Source organism: Aequorivita sp. H23M31, from assembly GCF_004022485.1.
GTDB lineage: Bacteria > Bacteroidota > Bacteroidia > Flavobacteriales > Flavobacteriaceae > Aequorivita > Aequorivita ciconiae.
Genome location: NZ_CP034951.1, coordinates 3,173,194 through 3,197,478 on the forward strand (window position 1 = coordinate 3,173,194; position 24,285 = coordinate 3,197,478).

The 24,285-nt window shown below is 38.8% G+C and carries 26 protein-coding genes and 1 pseudogene; 11 read left to right on the plus strand and 16 right to left on the minus strand.

Annotated elements, in window-relative coordinates; all coding sequences use genetic code 11:
• Positions 1 to 207: 207 nt before the first annotated feature.
• The 5 genes from EI546_RS13895 to EI546_RS13915 all read right to left on the minus strand — a co-directional run bounded on the left by EI546_RS13895 (position 208) and on the right by EI546_RS13915 (position 4,464).
• Positions 208 to 759 (minus strand): hypothetical protein, encoded by a 552-nt coding sequence (locus EI546_RS13895; RefSeq protein ID WP_128251110.1) that lies wholly within the window; start codon positions 757 to 759, stop codon positions 208 to 210.
• 562 nt (positions 760 to 1,321) lie between these two features.
• Positions 1,322 to 1,393 (minus strand): tail fiber domain-containing protein, encoded by a 72-nt coding sequence (locus EI546_RS16790; RefSeq protein WP_128251629.1) that lies wholly within the window; start codon positions 1,391 to 1,393, stop codon positions 1,322 to 1,324.
• A gap of 113 nt (positions 1,394 to 1,506) precedes the next feature.
• A complete protein-coding gene (locus EI546_RS13905; RefSeq protein ID WP_128251111.1) occupies positions 1,507 to 2,460 on the minus strand; it encodes a hypothetical protein in 954 nt (317 codons plus the stop codon).
• A 50-nt stretch (positions 2,461 to 2,510) separates the two neighbouring features.
• Positions 2,511 to 3,464, minus strand: a complete 954-nt coding sequence (locus EI546_RS13910; protein WP_128251112.1) for a hypothetical protein — start codon at positions 3,462 to 3,464, stop codon at positions 2,511 to 2,513.
• Between the two features lie 64 nt (positions 3,465 to 3,528).
• The gene (locus EI546_RS13915) at positions 3,529 to 4,464 is read right to left on the minus strand and encodes a hypothetical protein (RefSeq protein ID WP_128251113.1); all 936 of its coding nucleotides are present in this window, start codon (positions 4,462 to 4,464) and stop codon (positions 3,529 to 3,531) included.
• A 330-nt stretch (positions 4,465 to 4,794) separates the two neighbouring features.
• Between EI546_RS13915 and EI546_RS13920 the strand changes: the two genes are divergently transcribed.
• The 4 genes from EI546_RS13920 to EI546_RS13935 all read left to right on the plus strand — a co-directional run bounded on the left by EI546_RS13920 (position 4,795) and on the right by EI546_RS13935 (position 10,027).
• Positions 4,795 to 5,142 (plus strand): thioredoxin family protein, encoded by a 348-nt coding sequence (locus EI546_RS13920; RefSeq protein WP_128251114.1) that lies wholly within the window; start codon positions 4,795 to 4,797, stop codon positions 5,140 to 5,142.
• Positions 5,143 to 5,693: 551 nt separating this feature from the next.
• Positions 5,694 to 6,179, plus strand: coding sequence for a GtrA family protein (locus EI546_RS13925; protein ID WP_128251115.1), 486 nt, complete (start codon positions 5,694 to 5,696; stop codon positions 6,177 to 6,179).
• Positions 6,180 to 6,260: 81 nt separating this feature from the next.
• A complete protein-coding gene (locus tag EI546_RS13930; RefSeq protein WP_240673118.1) occupies positions 6,261 to 7,640 on the plus strand; it encodes an aldehyde dehydrogenase in 1,380 nt (459 codons plus the stop codon).
• A 254-nt stretch (positions 7,641 to 7,894) separates the two neighbouring features.
• The gene (locus tag EI546_RS13935) at positions 7,895 to 10,027 is read left to right on the plus strand and encodes a S9 family peptidase (RefSeq protein ID WP_128251116.1); all 2,133 of its coding nucleotides are present in this window, start codon (positions 7,895 to 7,897) and stop codon (positions 10,025 to 10,027) included.
• Here EI546_RS13935 and EI546_RS16285 read toward each other — a convergent pair.
• Positions 10,003 to 10,221: a hypothetical protein gene (locus EI546_RS16285; protein WP_164905246.1), complete on the minus strand. Its 219-nt coding sequence runs from the start codon at positions 10,219 to 10,221 to the stop codon at positions 10,003 to 10,005. The genes EI546_RS13935 and EI546_RS16285 overlap by 25 nt on opposite strands.
• A gap of 168 nt (positions 10,222 to 10,389) precedes the next feature.
• Here EI546_RS16285 and EI546_RS13940 point away from each other — a divergent pair, with 168 nt between their 5' ends.
• Entirely contained in the window at positions 10,390 to 10,875 is a 486-nt protein-coding gene (locus EI546_RS13940; RefSeq protein WP_164905247.1) for a protein-tyrosine phosphatase family protein, read from the plus strand.
• Here the strand turns inward: EI546_RS13940 and EI546_RS13945 are convergent.
• Together EI546_RS13945 and EI546_RS13950 are read right to left on the minus strand one after the other, a co-directional pair.
• A complete protein-coding gene (locus EI546_RS13945) occupies positions 10,857 to 11,108 on the minus strand; it encodes a hypothetical protein (RefSeq protein WP_128251118.1) in 252 nt (83 codons plus the stop codon). The genes EI546_RS13940 and EI546_RS13945 overlap by 19 nt on opposite strands.
• Positions 11,098 to 11,439, minus strand: coding sequence for a DMT family transporter (locus EI546_RS13950; protein WP_128251631.1), 342 nt, complete (start codon positions 11,437 to 11,439; stop codon positions 11,098 to 11,100). The genes EI546_RS13945 and EI546_RS13950 overlap by 11 nt, the downstream gene beginning before the upstream one ends.
• Positions 11,440 to 11,610: 171 nt before the next feature.
• On the opposite strand from EI546_RS13950, the gene EI546_RS13955 reads away from it, so the two are divergent.
• The 4 genes and pseudogenes from EI546_RS13955 (at position 11,611) to EI546_RS13970 (ending at position 15,554) form a co-directional block, all read left to right on the plus strand.
• Positions 11,611 to 12,564: an aldo/keto reductase gene (locus tag EI546_RS13955; protein WP_128251119.1), complete on the plus strand. Its 954-nt coding sequence runs from the start codon at positions 11,611 to 11,613 to the stop codon at positions 12,562 to 12,564.
• Positions 12,565 to 12,789: 225 nt separating this feature from the next.
• On the plus strand, positions 12,790 to 14,118 hold the full coding sequence (ffh, locus tag EI546_RS13960; RefSeq protein ID WP_128251120.1) for a signal recognition particle protein: 1,329 nt from the start codon (positions 12,790 to 12,792) through the stop codon (positions 14,116 to 14,118).
• 76 nt (positions 14,119 to 14,194) lie between these two features.
• Positions 14,195 to 14,566, plus strand: a pseudogene (locus tag EI546_RS13965) (four helix bundle protein).
• 106 nt (positions 14,567 to 14,672) lie between these two features.
• A complete protein-coding gene (locus EI546_RS13970) occupies positions 14,673 to 15,554 on the plus strand; it encodes a bifunctional 5,10-methylenetetrahydrofolate dehydrogenase/5,10-methenyltetrahydrofolate cyclohydrolase (RefSeq protein WP_128251121.1) in 882 nt (293 codons plus the stop codon).
• Here EI546_RS13970 and EI546_RS13975 read toward each other — a convergent pair.
• The 7 genes from EI546_RS13975 to EI546_RS14005 form a co-directional block, all read right to left on the minus strand.
• Positions 15,551 to 16,009, minus strand: coding sequence for a YkvA family protein (locus EI546_RS13975; protein WP_128251122.1), 459 nt, complete (start codon positions 16,007 to 16,009; stop codon positions 15,551 to 15,553). The genes EI546_RS13970 and EI546_RS13975 overlap by 4 nt on opposite strands.
• Positions 16,010 to 16,062: 53 nt before the next feature.
• On the minus strand, positions 16,063 to 16,497 hold the full coding sequence (locus EI546_RS13980) for a DCC1-like thiol-disulfide oxidoreductase family protein (protein WP_240673119.1): 435 nt from the start codon (positions 16,495 to 16,497) through the stop codon (positions 16,063 to 16,065).
• 141 nt (positions 16,498 to 16,638) lie between these two features.
• Entirely contained in the window at positions 16,639 to 17,685 is a 1,047-nt protein-coding gene (locus EI546_RS13985) for an AI-2E family transporter (RefSeq protein ID WP_164905248.1), read from the minus strand.
• A 147-nt stretch (positions 17,686 to 17,832) separates the two neighbouring features.
• Positions 17,833 to 18,072 carry a DUF7218 family protein gene (locus EI546_RS13990; protein WP_128251124.1) on the minus strand — a complete coding sequence of 80 codons (240 nt, stop codon included), beginning with the start codon at positions 18,070 to 18,072 and terminating at the stop codon, positions 17,833 to 17,835.
• A 51-nt stretch (positions 18,073 to 18,123) separates the two neighbouring features.
• Positions 18,124 to 18,312 (minus strand): hypothetical protein, encoded by a 189-nt coding sequence (locus EI546_RS13995; protein ID WP_128251125.1) that lies wholly within the window; start codon positions 18,310 to 18,312, stop codon positions 18,124 to 18,126.
• A gap of 96 nt (positions 18,313 to 18,408) precedes the next feature.
• A complete protein-coding gene (locus tag EI546_RS14000; protein ID WP_128251126.1) occupies positions 18,409 to 18,969 on the minus strand; it encodes a hypothetical protein in 561 nt (186 codons plus the stop codon).
• 135 nt (positions 18,970 to 19,104) lie between these two features.
• The gene (locus tag EI546_RS14005) at positions 19,105 to 20,631 is read right to left on the minus strand and encodes a helicase HerA-like domain-containing protein (RefSeq protein ID WP_128251127.1); all 1,527 of its coding nucleotides are present in this window, start codon (positions 20,629 to 20,631) and stop codon (positions 19,105 to 19,107) included.
• A 203-nt stretch (positions 20,632 to 20,834) separates the two neighbouring features.
• On the opposite strand from EI546_RS14005, the gene EI546_RS14010 reads away from it, so the two are divergent.
• Positions 20,835 to 21,464, plus strand: coding sequence for a 7-carboxy-7-deazaguanine synthase QueE (locus tag EI546_RS14010; protein ID WP_128251128.1), 630 nt, complete (start codon positions 20,835 to 20,837; stop codon positions 21,462 to 21,464).
• Positions 21,465 to 21,481: 17 nt separating this feature from the next.
• On the opposite strand, the gene EI546_RS14015 is transcribed toward EI546_RS14010, so the two are convergent.
• Positions 21,482 to 22,018, minus strand: coding sequence for a DUF2911 domain-containing protein (locus tag EI546_RS14015; protein WP_128251129.1), 537 nt, complete (start codon positions 22,016 to 22,018; stop codon positions 21,482 to 21,484).
• A gap of 294 nt (positions 22,019 to 22,312) precedes the next feature.
• Between EI546_RS14015 and gyrB the strand changes: the two genes are divergently transcribed.
• A complete protein-coding gene (gyrB, locus tag EI546_RS14020; RefSeq protein WP_128251130.1) occupies positions 22,313 to 24,253 on the plus strand; it encodes a DNA topoisomerase (ATP-hydrolyzing) subunit B in 1,941 nt (646 codons plus the stop codon).
• The last annotated feature ends 32 nt before the right edge of the window (positions 24,254 to 24,285 follow it).

A 24,285-nucleotide genomic window follows, 5' to 3' on the forward strand; every position in this document is an offset into this window, starting at 1 on the left:
CGGTGTCCAGTGTTCAGTGTTCAGTGTTTGATTTAAAAAATTAATGCCTGTCTTTTGAAAATGTAAAATAATTAATAACCGTTCAACTCTAATCAGGGAAGTTTATATTCGGAGCTTGCCCACTGTGGTAGGATTCTGAATTCATAATTCATAATTCTGAATTCATAATTCTGAATTTGCTCAATCCTCGTTTTTAGTTAAAGAATTTTAAAAAGGCAGTTCGTCCTTGTCCAAATAATCGTTGTTTTCTGCTCTGTTTTCCCTAGCATCTTTATCCATATCAAACGACAAGTCTTCTTCATCTTCATTCCAAAACTTTAAGCAAGGGCAGTAGGATTCCAACTCACAGTCTGGTGCATACCCGGAACAGAAATCAAACACCCTCATCCCTAACTTGGGAATGTCGGTTTTGGCATTGAGCGTATCCACTGTCAGTGAATATGCCATTGGCAAGGGTAGATTATCAGGAAAATCGATTGACAGATTCCAGGTCTCCATCATTTGCTTAAATGCGTCACATACTTTTTGCAGATCATCACTTTCAAGTTGCTCTGGTGGGGGAAAATTTATGGTTTGGAGGCCACAGTAGTAACCAAAGGTGTGGGGCGGTTCACCACCTTTGATATAGCGCTCCACTTCTTCAATATGTTTTTCAAACGCTTGGTCTTCGCTTATATCGTCAACATAAAAATCTTCACTCGACTCGTCTTGATGAGCTGCAGCTATATCGGAAAGCAAATGAGGAATATAGGGGTGCATGTTTTTATTTGGAAAATTAAATAATATTTTCGAATCTAGGCTATGGAAATGACATAAGTTACTTTAATTAAGATGATTACCAATTGTAGTATATGAAAATACGGGGATGAAATGGGTTAAAAGAGATATGTGAATTTTACAATCTCAAATCTTCTCCAAATTCCGAATTGTCCAAAGTCGGTTGCTGTATTGTTTTGAAAACCTAAAAAGGAGAAAAGATTTGCTAGCGACAAATCTTTTCTCCTTTTATAATTTTACTGCTTTACCGATCACCGATCACCGATCACCGATTCTATTAAAAACCCATGTGCGAGAGGCGACAGCGGTTCAAGAAAACTGTGAATTTAAGGAAGATATTATTTTTTACTGAGCATTTGCTCCACAAGAGCTTCTAGCTTTGTGATTCTTTCTTCTTGGGTTTCTATTATTTGTTACTGTTCTTGAATGGCTTCTGTAAGAATGGGTATCAATGCGGTATAATTTATTGAAAAATACTTGGGTTTGGTCTTAGGTTCATCATTGTAAGCACTATTGAATTTATGGTTAGGCAAACTTTTAGAAATCACCAATCAGGAAATATTTCCTTTAGTTCCTGTGCTATAAAACCAAAAGATTTTTCATCTGGATAAATTATAAATTAAAAAAAGAGAGAGTGTAAAGAGTTTAGATTGCTCTATTAATAGGTCAAACCCTGTTCCAAACCGGTTCTATTCAATCATTTTGGATTTCTCACTTAACTCCAGAATATTAGGGGAGAAGCTTTTCCTCCAGTGTCTGAATCTTTTTACTTTGGGATTCAAAGACAGCCTCTTGGTCATTGATGGTGGCTTGTAAATCAAGAATAACTTGATCTTGGTTTTCGTTATTTCCTCTGGAAGAATTTTCAGAAAGCGTACTGGAATCATTGCTTGGACGTGGACTTCCAAGAGGTTTCCAAGAGGCGTTCCCTTTATCATCACCAGCTGTAAGTACTCTGCCCACTCCTTCGCTACCATCCTCCAGTCTAAATACGAAAGAGGCGGGAGCGGTTTCCGCCTCCTCGGTTACTAATACATTGTCAATGGTGGCGCCCCAACCATCCATGGCCTTATAATGAAAACGGATGGAATAATCATTTCCCGGAACCACAGTTTGTGTTTCAGAATAGCGACCATCCACGCGGCTTTGGGCTGAACCTTGGTATGTGGCCAATACTGCTACCTGCTGATCCGTAGTCTCATTATGTAAATAAACCCAAAGCCTGTCTGGAGTCTGATAAACTTGCAACCTGAAATCATACGAAATGGCAATCGTGGTTTCTGTGGGAGTGGAGGCAAATCGTACAATAGCGGTGGCATCCTGACTACAATTTCTTGGAAACCCAGGAGAGTTGGAGTTAATATGCAACATATTATCCCTACAATTGTCGCATACGTAGGTGCCCGGAACTTCCAGTATGGGATCCACTTCCCAACCTTCAGTAAAACAACCAACGCCTTGCATATCACTTTCTTGTTCAACCGTATAGGAATCAAAGTTTTCATCCAAAAGCGTTCTTGTCCCTGAACCGCCAGGAAAGGAAGTCCCCTTTATATGCAAGGTGGCCTGCGGATTGGTGGTCCCTATGCCCACGCCCCCATCTTGTGCCAAGAGGGGAAAAGACAATAGAAAAACGATTGCAGATAAGGTTAAGGTTCGACTGAAAAGGGATTTATATTTCATGGGGAGTTAATTTGGGGTAAGGTTGAAATCAAAAAATAAAAGCTAGATTTTCACGGTTTGTTTTTCAAATTTGAACTGTTGACGGTTTCTTGTAGGGTTTGTATCCTTTCATTCTCTGTCTCCAAAACAATCTCTCTTTCGCGTACAATGTTTTTCAGATTGCTCAGGAGTTCTAGGTTTTTACGAATTTCTTCCGAAGATCCTGTGTTTAAAGAAATCCCAGAAGAATCATTACTAACGGGTCGGAGTGCTGACACGGGTTGCCAAGAAGCATTTCCATCAGCATCTGAGACAAGTACATAGCCAGGACCTTGTGTGCCGTCTTCGAGCTTAAAGGCATAGGCTCCTGGAGCGCTCACCGCCTCCTCCGTTATTTTTATATTATCAACGGTTGCACCATAATCCCATTCACCAGTGTACCTAAAACGCAATGAGTAATTCGTTCCTGGAACAACTCCCAATGTTGTTGTAAAAGAGGTATTGGTGTTAGTCTCAACGGTCTGTAATGTAATTTCGGTAGTATCGTCTTCATTGTGCAATAAAAAGATCAATCTTCCATTACCATTATTGTAAGTTCCTCTAAAAATCTTATAATCAAACGATATACTAATAGAAGTACCCGTTGTAGTAAACGGAACAAATGCAGTGGCATCCAGAATGCAGTCGTACTCATCCGAACTAATATTTAGCATTCGACCCGTACAAGCCGAACAACCAGTACGATCATATGGACTATTTGTCACCACCCACGCGTTGGGCGGGCAGGATGAGGTTCTGCTGTTTACTATTTGATTTGGATATTGTCCAATTGTGGTTGAATTAAAGTTTTCATCCAAAATAGTATTTTCACCAGTTACGGGCGCAACATAATCTCCTTTCACATGCAACATGGCCTCCGGCTCGGTAGTGCCAATGCCAACTTGCGCAGATGTACTTAAAGTGAAGGAAAGAAAAACGATGCAAAAAAAGACGAGATAGTGAGGTTTATTATTTTGGGAAGCCATTTTACTTTTAGTTATGAGTGGTGAGTGGCGAGTGGTGAGATTCTGAACCGATAACCACTCGTTATTAATCTTTTATTTTTAGTCTTTTAACAACTTCTTCCATTTCGGCTATCTTTTCTTCTCTTGCTTCAATCAAGACTTGCCGTTCGCGAATGGCTTGTTGTAATTCGTGGATTATCTCTTGTTGGTTTTCTTTGGAAGAGTTCTCTATCGCATTGAATTCTGATTGTGAAATATCAGAGGACATAGGTCGTGGAATTGAAGGGGACTTCCATGCGGCATTGCCATACCCATCGGTGGTAAGCACATCACCAGGTTGGACGTTGCCATCATCTATTCTAAACGCATAGGAAGCAGGAGTTCTAGCTATTTTTTCTGTTACCTTAATGTTGTCAACTGTGGTATAATATTGATAGTTTCCAGTATAGCGGAAATGGAGGGAATAACTGTTACCACCAACTACCGGCCAATTCCCTGAATAAGAAGCGTTATTATTGAACCCAGTAAGATTCGCTATTTCAACCGATGAACTTAAAGTATTATTATACAAATAGACCTGTAATCTTTCACCTGCACCACGTATATAATAATCAAATTTGACAGAGATTTCAATAGCAGTTGGGTCTGGATTAGAAGGGAAATTTACAATGGCTGTGGCATCCATATTACAGGTATACGTATCATAGGAGCTTGCATATAACATTTTACCACTACAGGAAGCGCAAGTTCGATCTCCAGGAACACTTGGCGTACTAGAAGTGCTTCGTACTTCCCAACCATTAGTGGTGGTACAACTACCTGTACTGCTATTAGTCCCCGTAGGACCAATTGCCCAAGAATTAAAATTTTCTGTGAATAAAGAACGGTTAGAAGTATTAGGAGGACTATAAGTCCCCTTCACATGCAATGTTGCCGTGGGGCTGTTGGTGCCAATTCCTACTTGGGCAGTTGCAGAAAAAATTCCAATAAGGAATAGGAGGAAAAATAAATTATTCTTCATTTGTAGTGGGGGTTAAATGAGAAATTAAAGACGTTAAGCTAGAATTGTAAGTTAGGTTTAAATCAAAGTGTTAAATTAAGTTAATGATGGGTTTATTCTTGTCGATTTCTGCCATCATTTGCACAAATATATAAAAATTTGATAATGACGTTGATTTCATCTTGATGTTTTTCATTTTTTACGTAAAATTTTGATTTTGGGCTTCTAACTAAGATTGGTATATTCACCATTGAAGTAACTTTATTCTGAAAAGGTTTAAATGAAAAGTTATTTATAATCCTCGACTAAGAGGTCTGTAATTGATAGTGATAATCGTTTTACGCCAACCTTATGCAAAATAATTTTTATAAACAGCCGTCGCAAAATCTTGAGACAGTTACCCATTTGGTAGCTTCGGAAATGGGAGTTGCCTTATATTTCTCCGCTCCAAATTGCGGAATTTGCGTAGCCCTAAAACCGAAGATTACGCAGTTAATTTCCCAAAAATTTCCTGAGATAAAATTTAAGGAAATAGCTTCAGACCAATCTCCCGAAATTGCAGCGCATTTTGGGGTATTTTCTGCCCCCACACTGTTGGTCTTTTTTGAAGGAAAGGAGTTCAGCAGGAATGTACGCAACCTGAGTCTTTTGGAATTGGAGGAAAAACTGCAACGTCCTTATGGGATGCTGGTAAAATGATTTTATAAAACTTCAAAAGATTTTTGACTTATGATCATTTTAAAAGTTGAAATTCACTTGTAAATCAAGGAGAAAAGTTGAGTTCTTTTTTCAGAAATAACGGTTTTGCAGAATCCGAAGGATTCCCATATTTATAGCAAAAATTAGATGATAATGATATTTGACCCCGCTGGGGTCATATCTTCCGTTTTCACATATTTCTATAAATATTTAATTCCTGCCTGGCCGGCAGGCAGGCCTTCGGGATATTCCAAGGCTTAATGATACTGATCAAAAAGGTTAGCAAGTCGGAAATTTTCATAATAAAAATTTGCTATTTCGATTTATCTGGTTCCCCTAACTCCACACGGGTAAGTTGATTGTCTTGAAAAACCAATCTTTAATTGGTTCAACTTGTCACTACTTCAAATTCTATATTGTTTCCCGAGCCCATCGACAAAGTTCAGGATAAACTCCGACGAGGATAACTTCAACTTCTCCAGATTGCTCGATTTCGATTTCAGTTTCGATTTCGATATCACCTTCCTTATTCTATCTTTGCAAACTTTCAGATGAAAAAAGCTATAACCCAATTTATTGACTCTTTTTATTTCCTGTTTAGGTCTTTCCTGCCTTTGAAAACCTATCGGTATGCGGTTTGCGGCGGAGGGAATCTGTTGTTTGATATTTTTCTTTATTTCATTTTTTACAATTTCATCTTTGCCAAACAAAATCTCAACTTGTATTTTATTGTTTTAAGTCCGCATATTGCATCTCTCTTTGTTGTTTTTCCTATAACATTTACAACAGGATTTTTATTAAACCGCTATATCACTTTTGAATATTCCAATCTTCCTTGGAAAACGCAACTTTTTCGCTACTTTCTTGTAGGAATGGGCTCGTTGCTTCTTAGTTATGTTGGACTTAAATTCTTAGTGGATTATCTAGGTTTCTTCCCAACTCCTTCCAAAATTTTGACCATCTTTGTTACGGTAACCTATAGTTATCTACTTCAGAATTACTTTAGTTTCAGAGTGAGACGAACAGAAAAGATCTGAGCGAATATGTGATATCCGCTTGAATGCATCATACAATTAATCTATATGGACCTATATCTCTAGATTATTAATCCCTTCAATGTGAAAATCGAAACTTCAGAAGCATCCATTATTCGTTTAATAACTGAGCAAAAAGCTTTTTTTGCCACTCACCAAACTAAGGACATCGAATTTCGATTGGCGCAGTTGCGAAAGTTGAAAGATGCTATTCTTCAGAATCAAAAAAATATTGAAGATGCGCTTTATAAAGATTTGCACAAATCTCCTGAAGAAGTTTTTCTTACTGAAATAAGTTTGGTATTAAGCGAAATTGATAACCATATAAAATATTTGAAAAAATGGGCTAAACCGAAAAAAGTCCCAACTCCGATACACCTGCAGCCATCATCGAGCAAAATAATTTATGAACCTCTGGGCGTGGCACTGATAATTGCTCCTTGGAATTATCCCTTTCAATTGCTTTTTAATCCCCTTGTTGGATCAATTTCCGCAGGATGTTGTGCTGTATTAAAACCTTCTCCGGATGCTTCGAATATTGCCAAGGTGATGGAAGAGATTATTTCGGAAACATTTGATTCGAATTATATCAGTGTAATTCAAGGTGGACGGGAAACAAATACAATTTTATTTGCACAAAAATTCGATATTATCTTCTTTACCGGCAGTCCGAAAGTTGGAAGAGTGGTCATGAAAGCTGCTTCCGAAAATCTAATTCCGGTGATTTTGGAATTGGGCGGAAAAAGTCCGTGCATCGTGGATAGAGATGCGGATCTCGCTATCGCCGCAAAACGCATTATTTGGGGAAAACTTATTAATGCCGGCCAAACCTGCATAGCGCCCGATTATCTATTTGTGCACAGTTCAATTAAAGACGAATTGCTGAATAAAATTAAAAGTAATATTCTATTGATGTATGGAGAGAATATTAAAGAGAGCCGCTTTTATCCACGCATTATAAACGAAAGTGCGTTTAAAAGACTTTCGGGCTTGCTGGATGAAGGTAAAATTTTTTATGGAGGCGAGGGGGATTTGGAAGATCTGTTTTTTCCACCAACCATTATCGACGAGGTGAAACCCCATTTCAAAATAATGCAGGAAGAAATATTTGGTCCGATTCTGCCGGTTATGACTTATGAGAATCTCGATGAACCGCTTGAGTACATCAACAAAAATGAAAAACCTCTGGCCTTTTATTATTTTGGAGGCAATAAAAAAGCAAGAAAGGTTTTGACCAAGACCAGTTCTGGTGGTGCCTGTATAAATGATGTGCTACTCCACATTGGAAACCACAACATGCCTTTTGGAGGCGTTGGGAATAGTGGAATGGGAAGTTATCACGGCCGGGAAAGTTTTCTGGCATTCAGTCATAAAAGAGCAGTTTTAACCTCGCCTACTTGGTTTGATCTCTCATTGAAATATGTTCCTTTCAAACATTTTAAATGGATAAAGAAGTTTTTGTGAATCCGAACCTTTGCCGCCTTTGCGTATCTTCTGTGCAATATATTTACCGCAAAGTCGCGAAGGACGCAGAGAAAGGAAGGGTTGCTATTGGTTGTAATTTTTCAAATCTCTGGTTAAAACCAGTACGTTTGTCTTGATTCTTGGTTCTTGCAGTCCCGATGGCTATCGCTTAGTTCTTTTCTTTCAAGAATTGTAAAAAACCTTTCCCCATTTCCCCATTATTTCCTTTAATTTTATCCTCAAATAATCTTTAGATGAAAAATTATCTCTCCCTTCTATTCTTCTTTTTGATCTTTCTAAACGTTAGCGCCCAACAAAAAGAGCTTACCCTTGAAGATGCCGTAATGCAACAATACGGCAAGTTATATCCCAAACACATTAGCGGCTTTCAATGGATTCCTGGAACAAACTCCTATGTTTATGTTGAAAATGGTACCACGCTTAAAATGGGTGATGTCGATTCTAAAAAGAAAGGTCGGGAGTTTTCAATAGAAGAAATTGGTGAATCATTGGGTGCCGAGCTTAAAAGATTTTCTCCGTTGACTTGGAAAAACAGCAACTCATTTTATTTTGAAGCTGAAAAGCAATATTACCTGTATGATTCCGATAAGAAAACGGGAAGTATAATTTCAAAGGTTGACGATTCCGCAGAGAATCCTACACTACAAACAGATACGGGGATTATTGCCTATACAGTAGGTAACAACATATACATCCAAAAGCCCAATGGGGAAATTATAGCGGTCACCGATAATGATGATAAAAATATTGTTTCAGGCCAGGCTATTGCCAGAAGTGAAATGGGAATTACAAATGGGATCTTCTGGTCGCCAAAAGGAAATTTACTTGCTTTTTATCAAAAAGATGAAACCTACGTGGCGGATTATCCGCTTTTGAATATTATTCCCACTCCTGGAGAATTGGTTTCCATAAAATACCCCATGGCTGGACAGAAAAGTGAACGGCCCAAAGTGGGAATCTACAACTTGGATACCAAGAAAACCGTTTTTATAAGTCCCACAGGAAATCTGGATGATTATTTGACGAATCTTTCGTGGACCCCTGATGAAAAAAATGTGGTAATTGCAGAAGTAAACCGTGATCAAAATCACATTAAACTGGGATTGTTTGATGCTTCTACAGGAAATTTTGTGCGAACTATTTTAGAGGAAAAGAATCCGAAATGGGCCGAGCCGGAACATCCAGCGTATTTCTATTCAGATTCTTCAGAGGATTTTATCTGGATGAGCGAAAAAGATGGTTTTATGAATCTGTATTTGTGCAATACTAAAAAAGGATTCGTCCGTCAGCTGACAAAAAATAAATGGGTTGCCAACGAAATTCTGGGAAACGATACGAAAGGAAAGGAAATTTACTTTTCAGGGACCGGTGAATCTCCTTTGGATACCAAATTGTATGCGGTCACTATTTCCAACGGGAAACAGACTTGTCTTACCGAAACCAGCGGGACGCATAATGCCAGCATTTCTTCAGATGGAAAATATATTTTTGATCAATATTCCAATCACGACACTCCAAATGTTGCTCAATTGCTTAACAATAAAGGCAAAGTTCTCACCACATTTGTAGAAGCTGACAATCCAATTGCAGAATATAAGCTAGGAACAACAACTATAGGGAAATTAAAATCCCACGATGGTTTCGACCTTTACACTCGATTGATAAAACCATCTGATTTCGATCCAAATAAAAAATATCCAGTTTTGGTTTATGTCTATGGCGGTCCTCACGCCCAATTGATAACAAATAGTTGGAACGATGGTGCTGCCTTATGGATGAAGTGGATGGCGGAGCAGGGATATCTCGTTTTTACCTTGGATAATCGCGGCTCAGCAAATAGAGGTTTTGCGTTTGAAAGTGTTATCCATAGACAATTAGGGACAGAAGAGCTGAAGGATCAACTTGTTGGCGTGGATTACTTGAAATCCCTTCCTTACGTTGACGCAAACCGACTTGCAATTCACGGTTGGAGTTTTGGTGGATTTATGACCGTTTCTATGATGCTTCGCGATCCCAGGGTTTTCACCACAGGAGTTGCCGGCGGACCCGTAACCGATTGGAAATATTATGAAGTGATGTACGGTGAACGCTATATGGATACACCACAACAAAACCCCGAAGGCTATGAAGCAGCTAGTTTATTGGACAAAACCCAAAATCTCACCGGAAAATTGTTGACAATCCACGGTTCAATAGATCCAGTTGTGGTGATGCAACACGATCTATCCTTAATCAAATCTTTTGTGGACAATGGAAAGCAAATGGATTTCTTCATTTACCCAATGCACGAACATAATGTTCGGGGAAAAGACCGATTGCATTTGATGACCAAGGTTTTGAATTATGTGATTGAGAATAATAAATAGGGGAAGAAATCGGAATCGAAATCGAAAACCAAATCGAAATCGAAATCGAAATCGAAATCGAATACCAAATCGAAATCGAAATCGAAAACCAAATCGAAATCGAAATCGAATACCAAATCGAAATCGAAATCGAAAACCAAAACGAAATCGAAATCGAAAACGAAATCGAAATCGAAAACGAAACTTTTCTGCATGTTTACATATTGAGCAATGATGAAAAATCAATTACAAAACTTGTATCTTCCCCTCTGGGGGTCAGGGGGACTGACTTATAAAATTGAGAGAAATCTTGCAGCAGTTTAGTTTTTACCCTCTCTATTAACCATCTGCAATCCAATAATTGATACAATGGAAATTGAATTTTGGAATCCTACAAATTAACCGAAATTAATAATTGCAAAATCTTCATTGCTCCGTGTCCAAGAGGAGGTGGATTATTAGAAGATGATATAAGGGAATTGAGCGATTTGAACATCTCTCTGCTTATATCGCTTCTAACATTCACTGAGTCCGCCCAACTTGAATTATCTGCCGAGGCCGATGTTTGTAGATCGTATTCTGTGGATTTTATTAATTTTCCAATAATGGATAAAGGTATTTGCGGGTTTGACAATTTTGTGGAATTTATAGAATTGATATATCATAAAACCCAAGAAATGAATTCTATTTTAATCCATTGCCAACATGGAGTGGGACGAAGTGGAATGATTGCCCTGGGACTAATGGTTAAAAGCGGTAAAGATTTGGAAGAAAGTATAAAGCTGGTTAGTAAAAATAGAGGATATACTATCCCACAAAGTATTTCGCAGCGCAAACTATTGAGTGCCTATTATAAATCCCTTCTATAACAAATGGAATTCATTTTAAAACCGAAATCCAAATCGAAAACGAAATCGAAAACCAAATCGAAAACGAAATCGAAACCGAAATCCAAATCGAAAACGAAATCGAAAACCAAATCGAAAACGAAATCGAAAACCAAATCGAAATCGAAATCGAAGTTTAAAAATGAATTAACCAATCCTATTTTGATCTCCAATTCCGAAATTCCCGAATCCCGAATAAACGAATTATCCTTCACTGCTCACCACCTGTAATCCCACAACAGAAATAACTAACGTTGAAAGAAAAAACATGCGCCAGAAAGTAATGGGTTCCTTAAACAGAAGGATGCCCATAATAACGGTTCCCACTGCGCCAATAGCGCCCCAAACGGCATAAGCGGTGCCAACTGGAATTGGTTTATCGCCTCCCATGGCCTTAAAAAGCAAAAACATGCTAATGCTAACACAAATGGCAAAAGTGATTAGCCATAGCCAAACTTCTCTACCCGAAGAATGTTGTGCTTTTCCCAAGCTTATGGCAAATCCAGTTTCAAATAGGCCGCCAATTATTAGTAGAATCCAATTGATGCTCATATTGCCAAATATAATCTTTTCAAAAGACGTAAAAAAGATATTGAAGCTCGTCTTTTTTCCGAAATTTTCTTCGCACGCCTAAAAACTACGAGTTCAATAATTATAAAATCCTTCACAGATTACCCAATTCATTTTCGCTATTTTTAGCAAAGTGAAAAAAATAAAATGGAAAAAAGAGAATTGGGAAAATCCGGATTTTATGTTAATCCCATTGCCTTTGGAGGAAATGTATTTGGGTGGACCTTAGATGAAAAAGAATCCTTTAAAATCCTAGATGCTTTTGTTGATGCAGATTTCGACTTTATCGATACGGCAGATACATATTCGTGGTGGGTTGAAGGAAATATGGGTGTGGAATCTGAAACCATCATTGGTAAATGGATTGCCAGTAGAAGGAACCGTGATAAAATAATTATTTCTACAAAAACAGGTTCCCAGAACAATGAGCATCCGAAGGATATCAGTAAAAAGTATATTCTTAAAAGTGTGGAAGAATCTTTGAAACGCTTAAAAACAGATTATATCGATCTTTATCAAACACATTTTGACGATAAAGTTACTCCCGTTGAAGAAACACTTTCGGCCTATCAACAATTTATTAAGGAAGGAAAAGTACGAGCAATAGGAACCAGCAATATGTCGATTGAAAGAATTCTCGAATCTTTAAAAGCTTCGGAAAGAGAAGGGCTGCCAAAATATGAAACCCTCCAACCGCTTTATAACTTGATGGAGCGGGAAGCTTATGAGAAGGAATTGAAATCCCTGGTTGAAGAAAATGGAATGGGAGTTATTAGTTATTCTTCATTGGCTTCCGGCTTTCTCACAGGGAAGTATAGAAGTAAAGATGATTTTGGTAAAAGCCCGCGCGGAGGTGGAATGGATAAATATATGAACGAAAAAGGTCGGAAAGTTTTAAGAGCTCTTGATGAGGTTTCAGAAAAGCACGGCAGCACGCAGGCAACCGTTTCCTTGGCTTGGTTATTAAATCGGCCCACTATCACAGCTCCCATTGTAAGCGCAACCAGCTTAAAACAATTGCAATCCATTATTGATGCCCCAAATCTGAAATTGGATGCCGCCGATATGGAACTTCTCAATTCGGTTAGTAGTTGGCGATAGAAAATCTTTATTTCCTATTGAAAGACTCTTTTCTTCTAAATGGACTGTTATTCTTAAGTTTGACGACCTACTACCAATTCTTGGCCACACTGAATACTAAAAAATTCCTTTGATTCTCCTTTACAGAATGTTACCTTTGCACCTCGCAATCCGAAGCTTACAAAGCGATGTCTTCTTACTAATAAGGATGCGAAAGGTTACAACTTTAAAAAAGAAAGCTAGACTATGTTCAATAATTTAACCGATAAACTTGATAAGGCCCTCCACGTTCTAAAAGGTCATGGCAGTATAACCGAAGTTAACGTAGCTGAAACCTTGAAGGAAGTACGCCGAGCACTTCTCGATGCCGACGTAAACTTTAAGATAGCAAAGGAATTTACCAATACCGTTAAGGAAAAGGCCCTCGGCCAAAATGTATTGACCTCGCTTCAGCCAGGTCAGTTAATGGTTAAGTTGGTAAAGGATGAACTCACCGAATTGATGGGAGGAGAGACCGCGGGTCTAAACCTTAGCGGCTCCCCGGCTGTAATTTTGATGTCGGGTTTGCAGGGAAGTGGTAAAACTACTTTTTCTGGGAAGTTGGCAAATTTCCTCAAAACCAAGAAATCCAAAAAACCTTTATTGGTAGCTTGTGATATCTACCGTCCGGCCGCAATAAACCAATTGCACGTTGTAGGAGATCAAATTGGGGTTGAGGTTTATAGTGAACCAGAAAATAAAAATCCAGTTGATATTGCTCAAAAGGCCATTGCCTACGCAAAGCAAAATGGCTTTAATGTAGTGATTGTCGATACGGCAGGACGTTTGGCCATCGATGAAGCGATGATGACGGAGATTGCCAATGTCCATGGAGCTATCAATCCACAAGAAACATTATTTGTTGTGGATGCTATGACGGGTCAGGATGCTGTTAATACCGCAAAAGCATTTAACGATAGGCTTAATTTTGATGGAGTTGTACTTACCAAACTCGATGGGGATACTCGTGGGGGTGCGGCGATTTCCATTAAGAGTGTTGTCGATAAGCCCATAAAATTTATTGGAACCGGCGAAAAAATGGAAGCTATTGATGTGTTCCATCCCGCCCGTATGGCCGATCGTATTCTGGGTATGGGAGACGTTGTTTCCTTAGTGGAAAGAGCGCAGGAACAATTTGATGAAGAAGAAGCTCGAAAGATCCAAAAGAAAATTGCTAAAAACCAATTCGGTTTCGACGATTTCCTTAGCCAGATTCAGCAGGTAAAGAAAATGGGAAGCATGAAGGATTTGGTAGGAATGATACCCGGCGCCGGAAAAGCACTCAAGGATGTAGAGATTGATGACGATGCCTTTAAAGGAATTGAGGCAATTATCCATTCCATGACTCCTCAAGAGAGAACCGAGCCAGCAGTAATCAATGGCAGCCGAAAAAAGCGGATTGCAAATGGAAGCGGCACCAGCGTTCAACAGGTAAACCAATTGTTGAAACAGTTCGACCAAATGAGCAAAATGATGAAAATGATGCAGGGCGGCGGCGGCAAGAAGATGATGCAGATGATGGGGAAGATGCGGTAATATCAGTGCTCACTGTTCAGTATTCACTGAGCAGTAGAATCGGAATTACTGTGATATTCACTTAAACTGAATCAATATGAAGTTTCAGGATTTATTAGCTTATCGGAAATCATTTGAAACTGCGATGAATATTTTTGAAATATCAAAGTCATTTCCAAAGGAAGAAACTTATTCATTGACTAACCAAATAAGGCGTTCATCCTGAAGTGTTTCGGCGAATATTGCAGAATCTTATAGAAAAAGATCCTATCCAAGACATTATGCAAGTAAATTGACAGACAGTGACGCAGAGAATTCGGAGACGCAAGTTTGGTTAGACTATGCGTGGAGTTGCGGCTATGTTTCTGAAGAGTACCATAAAGAATTAATAATTGCCACTGAAGAAGTTGGCAAACTAATTAACTATATGATTTTAAACCCTCAAAAATTTGGTGTAAAACCAGAATAAATTTATTTTAACTGACCACTGACCACTGACCACTGACCACTGACCACTGACCACTGACCACTGACCACTGACCACTGACCACTAACCATTGAATACTTTTTTACCCATGACAATTCTAGACGGAAAAAAAATAAGCGAGGATATAAAAAACGAGATAGCCAACGAGGTTGATAAAATGAAGGCCAAGGGAGAGAAGGTGCCTCATTTAGCCGCGATTTTGGTAGGAAATGATGGTGCCAGTCTCACTTATGTGGGAAGTAAGGTAAAAGCCTGCGAACGGGTAGGATTTGAATCTACTTTGGTTAAAATGCCTCATACCACCAGTGAATTAGAGCTTCTTAATAAAATTAAGGAATTGAACGAGGACGATAATATCGATGGTTTTATCGTTCAGCTTCCCCTTCCTCCACAGATTGATACACAAAAAGTTTTGCTTACGGTAGATCCAAGTAAGGATGTAGATGGTTTTCATCCGGAAAACTTCGGAAAAATGGCTTTGGATATGAGTACGTTTATTCCCGCTACACCGTTTGGTATCCTAGAATTGCTACAGCGCTACAATGTTGATACCAAAGGAAAACATACCGTTGTTATAGGGAGAAGTCATATTGTAGGAAGACCAATGAGCATTCTTATGAGTAGAAAAGGATGGCCAGGCAACAGCACGGTTACCCTCACCCATAGCAATACAAAAAACATTGCCCAGATAACAACTCAGGCAGATATTATTATCTCTGCCTTGGGTGTCCCTAACTTTTTAAAAGCAGAAATGGTAAAAGACGACGTCGTCATCATTGATGTTGGGATAACCAGAGTAGAAGATCCCAACAGTCCAAAAGGTTACAAAATCACAGGTGATGTTGACTTCGAAAACGTTAGTAAAAAGTCATCTTTTATTACACCAGTTCCGGGCGGGGTAGGACCAATGACTATTGCCATGCTATTAAAAAATACTCTATTGGCAAGGGAGCAAAGAAGGGCACATTAAATGCCTTTTCCTTCTTTAATTTTCCAATCTAGATATTTGTGAAGATCACTTTCAATCCAGCCTGTCCCAACAGCAAGAACCGAGAGGTCATCGACGTATCCGATGCCTGGGATAAAATCAGGGATAAGATCCATTGGGTTAAGTAGGTATAGCAGGGCCAAGACCACGGTAGCTATTGTGAACCAGGGAACTTCGGGATAGACGCCATTTTTTACGTCTCTTAGCATAGCAATCATGATTTTTCCAAGTTCGGCGTATTTTGCTATGGACATTTGACCGCTAAACTTTTTGTTTATTGCCTCCTCATTGTCCAATACAACCTCAACATCATCATCGTTAATTTTTACCACCTCCTTATCCATTAAATTTTTAGTGGCTTCGTGATTGAAATCTGTTATTTCCTCATCTTCACCTAGAGATTTAAAATACCTTGATAAGCTTCCTTTTAGCGACATAGTTTTTGTTTTAAAGATACACCTTTACAAAAAATGAAAAGTTTAAAATTTTGTTATAAAAAGTATACCACAAGGTAAGTCAATATAACAATTAGAAAAAAAATGGCTAGCCAGTATGGTTTTAGTGCTTGAGGGTTTTTTCCGAAGAATAGCTTTGTAATTGCAAACATAAAAGAACGGTGCTTCGCAATCCAATTATAGGAATAGTCGCAAACCTTACTGAACAGATTATTTTTTGTGTACCATTTATGCCAAAATGGAAAGCTTGGATTAAAATAGGTAAGAATTTTAAAAGCTGAATCCGGACCACTATAAACTATTCCGTCGATATCGATAAATCGGGATGCTTTTTTGAATTCTTTTATTGGTATGTCGGCAAAGTTATTCGCCGTTTCCTGATAAGTGAGGTATTCTATTCTATTGCTTGTTTTGGAATGCCAATATGTAATCCAGTATTTGCAGAAAGTGCATTCCCCGTCCCATACCATTGTTGGTTTTTTTGGAGGGTAGCTAGTTCGATAGAATTTAGTGAACACTTTACTTTCAATTTGAAAAGATTTACGGTGACTTCTTAGTTGAAGATCAATTGTCTTCCTTGCCTACTCTGGCTTGAATGTTTGAGAGACTATTTAGAGGATTTCCTCTTGGGAATTTGGGACTTTTTTTCCGTATTCATCCCGATAAATCCTTACTATTACAATAAACAGACTTACAAGTAAGGGACCGAAAATTAGACCGATAAATCCGAAAAGAGGTACTCCAACGATTACTCCAATCAAAGTTATAAGAGGATGGACATCGTCGAGTCTCTTCAAAACATAGAGTCGGAAAACATTATCGGTCATCCCTACCACAACAAAACCGTAGAGAAGTATTCCCCAGGCCGCAAAATTGTCGCCGGATGAAAGAGTTAAGATGAAAACAGGCAATATTCCCAATAAGGTACCAACAAAGGGAATCATACTCGATATTGTAACAATTACAAACCAGAAAAAGGGATCTTCGGTACCAAATATTAAAAATCCGATCAAAGCCACTATCCCTTGGGCTAGACCGACCAACGGAATTCCGATGGCATTGGACCGAACCATAACTTGTATTTCCTTACCGATTTCTTTCAAATTAGTCCTATTCATAGGAATGTATTCAGTCAAGGATTCTTTTAATTCATGCCGGTTGGTGAGCATGTAAAACAACATAAAATACATCAATCCAATGGCGATAAATGCATTAAAGGTACCTCCCACTAAGCCCTCCAAATGATTGGATATCCAGCTTGTTATGGCAGAGGCATCGATGTCTGAGGTAAGATCATAGCCAAACTTATCCTCAACTTTAGAAAGTTGATCCTTTACCGCATGCACAACCTCTTCAGAATTTTCGACTGCCTTTCCAATTTTATTACCAAGCATCAATATTATACCGCTTATGGGAACTAGGATACAAATAAATGAGGCTACCAGGAGAAAAATGGCGGCCAATGTAGAATTCCATTTCTTTTTATTGACTAGAGTCCGCATCCATTTACGCATAATTACATAAAGAGTTATAGCCCCCAAGACACCCGTTAAGTAGGGTAATAATTCCCGAAAAATAAGACCGCCCATACAGAGTATAAGTAAAATGACAAAAATTTGTCTAATTATCTGTGGTGGAATATGTTTGGTCAATGGCATAAACTTGTTCTATATAAATGTAAAAGGTTAACCAATCTATTAAAAATATGGTTTGAAAAAATCAGTATTTATCTTATAAAGACTTGAGGGAATTGGCAATCCCTCAAGTCTTTTTTATACTTGTTGAAAAAAAAAAGGCTAATGATATTAATTATTTCGTAAAGCATGAATTAATTCTTTCTTGCTCATTTTTGACCGACCTTCAATCCCTACCTTTTTGGCTTCATCATAGAGATCTTTCTTTGTTCGGTCTTCGTAATCCTTAGCTTTTCCGCCTTTCTTTCCAGAATCCGGGGTGTTAGCAATTCTAGCAGATTTCTCTTTGCTATATCCTTTGTCTCGGAGTGCTTCGTATTTGTCTTCGTCTTTAATTCTTGAATCTGGCATAACATTAAGTTTTAAATGGGAATTATCAGTTTAACCAATAATTCCCTGTTACTATTTAATTTGATCTGTATCCTTACGATGTTTTAAAAGACCAATTCCAGCAAAGAAAAACACTATACCCAGAATAATTAACGCCCAAGCGTTCATTCCCACATCCATATTTCCAAAAGCGCTCAGAACACCTATAACTAATGTGATACCTCCAGCAATGGTCAGTATAAATCCTAAAATCTTAATCATAACTACATATTTTAATTGGTTAATTGAATAAAATTATACGAAACTAGCCATTCCATTATGGAACTTAACAAAATCTTAGCGCCTTGTGAGATTGTGCTATTCAGCCTCCCAGCCAATACGGAAATATTTTATTGGTGCCGAATCAGGAATTTGACTGGCATCTATGGTAGCCTCGGGATTATATCTTATTTCCTCGGGCAAATTTTTTGCATCTATGGTAAGATAAATGTTTGTATCAGAGAAAAACACTAATATGCCGTTAATAATTCTGTGGATGTTTGACACGGTATAGTTATCTCTAAAATCCTTAAACGTACTCGAGAGACCTACGCCTTTCTCAGTTTTATATCGTGGATCAAAAACTAGGACATCAGTTATAGTTGAATTGGGATCCGTTTCATTTTTAGGAGACAACAATAATAATTTTTGTCCTCCTTTTTCATAGATTTCTACCTCTCCTTGTGTCTCCAAAGCGTTAGGTGAAGAGTTTGTTTTTACAATTGAGTCCGCACTAAAGATCGAATCCAGCTGTTTCATTTTTGTGTGCTCTGTCAAATTTCCAATAGCATCCTTTTTTATGAGAAATGGATCGCTGTCCTTTCCACATTGTACAAATAATAAAGCCGTTAGGCCACCAAGCAAAAGAGTTTTTTTCATTTAAAGATTTAGTTATTGTTTATTTACGATTTACGATTTACGATTTAGAATTAACTCGGATCGACTGTTCATTTCTCACTAGCTCCTGCCTTCTATTTTCTGGCAAATACCTACTGCCTCCACTAACCACTGAAGCTATTTCATCATCTTTCCAAGAATTCCCAGTACACTTCTAATAACCGTGGGACTTGAAAAGGTCTTTATCCAAGGGTTGGCGGTTTTTCTACTTCTACTTGTCGTTCTAGAAGTAGGGTATTGTTTTGATGCAGTTTCCTTTTGAGACTTTTCCTTGGCTTCTTGGGTATTCGCTTCTTCAATTTTCCTTGTTAAAATTTCGTAAGCACTTTCCCTATCGATGGTTTGATGATATTTGGGAACCAGAGAGGAATTTTGGAGAAGTCCTTTTAACTCATCATCACTTAAAATATCCATCCTACTCATCGGGGCCCGCAACATGGTGTGGGCTAATGGCGTTGGGATTCCCTTTTCATTCAGGGCGCTAACCAAGGCTTCTCCAATCCCGAGAGCGGTGAGAACTTCATCGGTTTTGTAATAGGAAGAAACGGGATAGTTTTCCGCAGTTAATTTAATTGCTTTTCTATCTTTTGCTGTAAATGCCCGTAACGCGTGCTGGATTTTCAGCCCTAATTGGCTTAATACCGCATCTGGAACATCCGTTGGATTTTGGGTTACGAAATAAAGTCCTACACCTTTAGAACGTATAAGCTTTACGATGCTTTCTATTTGATTGAGTAGTGCTTTGCTGGCTTCATTAAAAATAAGATGTGCCTCATCAACAAATATTACAAGCTCAGGTCTTCCGCTATCACCCTGCTCTGGAAAAGTGGCATAAATTTCGGCCAATAAGCTTAACATAAAAGTTGAAAAAAGCTTCGGTCGATCTTGGATATCCGTTAAGCGAATAATATTGATATACCCCATTCCGTTGTCATCAAGCCGCAGTAGATCTTGCGGATCAAAGGATTTCTCGCCAAAAAACAAATTTCCACCCTGCTGTTCCAATTCCACTATTTTGCGGAGAATAGCCCCCGTTGAAGAAGTAGAGATTCTGCCATAAGATTCGGCAAATTGTTCTTTTCCTTCGTTTGTGGAATATTGTAATATCTTTTTGAAGTCCTTTAGGTCCAGCAAGGGAAGTTTATGATCGTCGCAGTATTTAAAAATCACCGATACAATTCCAGACTGGGTATCGCTTAGATCGAGAATCCGCGATAACAATACGGGACCAAACTCAATTACGGTTGCGCGAAGGCGAACTCCATCCTGTTCCGAAAGAGAAAGAATTTCTGCCGGAAAGCGCTTGGGTTGATATGGAAAACCTATGGCTTTGTGTCGCTCATCAATTTTGGCATTGGGGGTCCCTGGCTCGGCAATTCCGCTAAGATCGCCTTTAACATCCATCAGTAATACGGGAATTCCTTTTTCTGAAAGATTTTCCGCAATTATCTGAAGAGTTTTCGTTTTTCCTGTACCCGTAGCTCCCGCAATCAGCCCATGGCGGTTTAGGGTTTTTAATGGAATTTTTACATACGCATTCTCAACGGTTTCTCCATTGAGCATGGCCGTACCAAGAGTTATGGAATCTCCTTTGGTGGCATAACCGCTTTGAATGAGTTCTGAAAAAGAAGTCTTGTCTGCCATTATCCTGAAAATTTCATCAAAAGTAGTAAATAATGGAGCACCAAATAGTTCAAAGTCTAAATACTAAAATCTTAAATGGACTTTTTTTATGGATAGGAACAATATTTTAGAGAATCCCATTTCAAGAAACTAATAATTAATGAAGATTTAATTGGAGTTTACTCTTAGGAGTTTTTAGTTGCAATAATCGTACTTTTGCAGCCATGAAGAAGGAAGTACAAGATTTAGTGAATAAAGGATTGGTTTTACCTTTAATGGAAGAGTTCTATACCATTCAAGGAGAGGGTTTCCACAAGGGAACTGCAGCTTATTTTATAAGAGTTGGAGGTTGCGATATTGGCTGCCATTGGTGCGATGTAAAAGAGAGCTGGAATGCAGCAATTCATCCACCTACTACTATTGAAAGTATGGTTAAAAATGCTTCCAGTTACGCTAGAACGGTAGTTATTACTGGCGGCGAACCGCTTACTTATAATATGGGACCTTTAACGGCGATGTTAAAAGACCGGGGAATGGCCGTTCATATTGAAACATCTGGCGCTTATAAACTTACTGGCACGTGGGACTGGATTTGTCTTTCCCCGAAAAAGGTGAAATTGCCCACCGAGGAAATCTACAAAGTAGCCGATGAGCTGAAAGTAATAGTATTCAATAAAGACGATTTCCGATTTGCAGAGGACCAGGCTGCCCAAGTAAACGATAAATGTCTTTTGTATTTACAGCCCGAATGGAGCAAGCGTGAAAAAATGTCTCCTCTAATTGTAGATTACGTTATGCAGAATCCGCAATGGAAAGTATCACTTCAAACACATAAATATCTCAACATTCCTTAAGCTGGTTCCTATTAAAGTTAACGAGGATTTTTAAAAGGAATTTCTACATATTCATCATCCCATCCTATCAATAGAGTGGTTCCGTTATTTTCAGGTTTAAAAATCATCGATAGTGATTCTATAGGAGCCGCTGCCTGCATACAGGGCACGTTTAATCGCGCCACGTCTTTATCTTTTTTATAACTGAAAGCGCCCCAAACGTTTGTATCACTATTAATAATAATTGTCCATTTTTCTTGGTTCGGAATTGTGTATAGTGTGTAGGTGCCAGGTTTTAAAAGCGTTTTACCTAGCATTAGTGGAACATAAAGCGTTAATTCCGTTGCCTCGTTTGCACCGGTTCGCCACACTTCATTATAGGGCACAAGGCCTCCAAAAATATCCCGCCCTTTCTTTTGCGGTCGGCTATAAATAACCCGAGCAATGGGAGGCCCATTTTTGTTGGCACGGGCAATGGCGAGATCCATTGGAGATACGTCCATCTTTGGGAAATCCTGAGCCTGAATATTCGGCCCAACAGAAAGTATAAAAATTAATATAAATAGGTTTTTCATAGTGTGTATATTATTCTGGGCAATATGGAAAGTTATGACAAAATTTTTTATAAAAAGTTTAATAGAACCTAAAATTTAAGAATTGGCCTAAATACAGAATAAGGAATTTAGTGTAAAATAGAGAGGATTCTCAAAAGGATTTAGGGTAATCCAAAGAACCCGTATAAATGGCTTTTTTCCACAGGGTTTTGTTAATAACTTAAGCTGTGAACGACGCCTTAAGCCTTAATTTTAGAGGGGATTTCGTTATATTTGTGCATTGCCGAAAAATTTGAAAATCTTACATAATTTTATATGAGCGAAGAACAGAATAAAGGAAGTTACGGTGCCGATCAGATCCAGGCATTGGAAGGAATGGAACACGTGCGTATGCGCCCTTCCATGTATATTGGAGATATTGGACCGCGAGGCCTCCATCATCTGGTTTACGAAGTAATCGACAACTCAATTGATGAAGCTATGGCGGGCCATTGCGATACTATTGAGGTTTGGATAAATAAAGACAATTCAATTACCGTTAAGGATAACGGACGCGGGATTCCCGTAGATCTTCATAAAAAGGAAGGAGTTTCTGCCCTTCAGGTCGTAATGACCAAAATTGGTGCCGGTGGAAAGTTTGATAAAGATTCCTATAAGGTTTCTGGTGGATTGCACGGAGTAGGGGTTTCGGTAGTAAATGCTCTTTCCGAACATTTAACCGCAACCGTCCATAGAGAGGGTAAAATATGGCAACAAGAATATGAGTTCGGAAAGGCCATGTATCCTGTAAAATCTATTGGAGAAACCGACTCTCGAGGGACCATCGTAACTTTTAAGCCCGACCCAAAGATATTTCACCAAACTACAGAGTATAATTATGATACTCTTGCTAGTAGGTTGCGCGAGCTATCGTACCTAAACAAAGGAATCACTATTTATCTAACCGATAAGAGACAAATTGACAAGGAGGGTGAATTTGTTTCTGAGAAATTTTATAGTGATGAGGGATTGAAGGAGTTTATTCGCTATTTGGATGGCAACCGCGAACCTATCATCGCAGACGTAATTTCTATTGAAGGAGAAAAAAATGACATTCCAGTGGAAGTGGCAATGGTTTACAATACCTCTTTTAATGAAAATCTCCATTCATACGTAAACAATATTAATACTCATGAAGGAGGAACGCACCTAGCGGGATTCCGTGCTGGCTTGACACGTACACTAAAAAAGTATGCCGATTCTTCGGGCATGCTCGATAAGTTGAAATTTGAGATTGCCGGCGATGATTTCCGTGAAGGTTTAACGGCGATTATTTCGGTAAAAGTTCAGGAGCCACAGTTTGAAGGGCAAACAAAGACCAAACTCGGAAACCGAGAGGTAATGTCTGCGGTAAGTCAAGCTGTTTCTGAAATGCTTGAAAATTATTTGGAAGAGCATCCCAATGATGCAAAGACTATTGTTCAGAAAGTAATTCTGGCAGCTCAGGCCCGTCATGCCGCGCGCAAAGCCCGGGAATTGGTGCAGCGTAAAACTGTGATGAGCGGTGGTGGTTTGCCCGGAAAACTTTCAGATTGTTCGGAGCAGGATCCAACCAAATGCGAAGTATTTCTCGTGGAGGGAGATTCGGCGGGTGGAACGGCTAAGCAAGGTCGTGACAGAAACTTTCAGGCCATTCTTCCCTTACGTGGAAAAATCCTGAATGTGGAAAAGGCCATGCAGCATAAAGTTTTTGAAAATGAAGAGATCAGAAATATCTATACCGCTTTAGGCGTAACTATTGGTACCGAAGAGGATAGCAAAGCCCTGAACCTAGAAAAACTGCGTTATCACAAAGTAGTTATTATGTGTGATGCGGATGTGGATGGAAGTCACATTGCAACCTTAATTCTCACTTTTTTCTATCGGTATATGAAGGAGCTTGTTGAGGCAGGATGCGTTTACATTGCTACTCCGCCACTATATCTTTTGAAGAAAGGTGCCAAAAAAGTATATGCTTGGAGCGAGAAGGAAAGGGATGAAGCCAATCTTGAAATGGGAGGAGGAGCATCAATTCAGCGTTATAAAGGTCTAGGAGAAATGAACGCAGAACAACTTTGGGATACAACTATGAACCCTGAGTTCCGAACGCTAAGACAGGTTACTATTGAAAACGGAACCGAAGCGGATCGTATTTTTTCTATGCTTATGGGCGATGAAGTTCCACCTCGTCGTGAATTTATTGAGAAAAACGCCGTTTATGCCCACATCGATGCTTAACCCATTTTTTACAATAGTATAAAAATCTAACT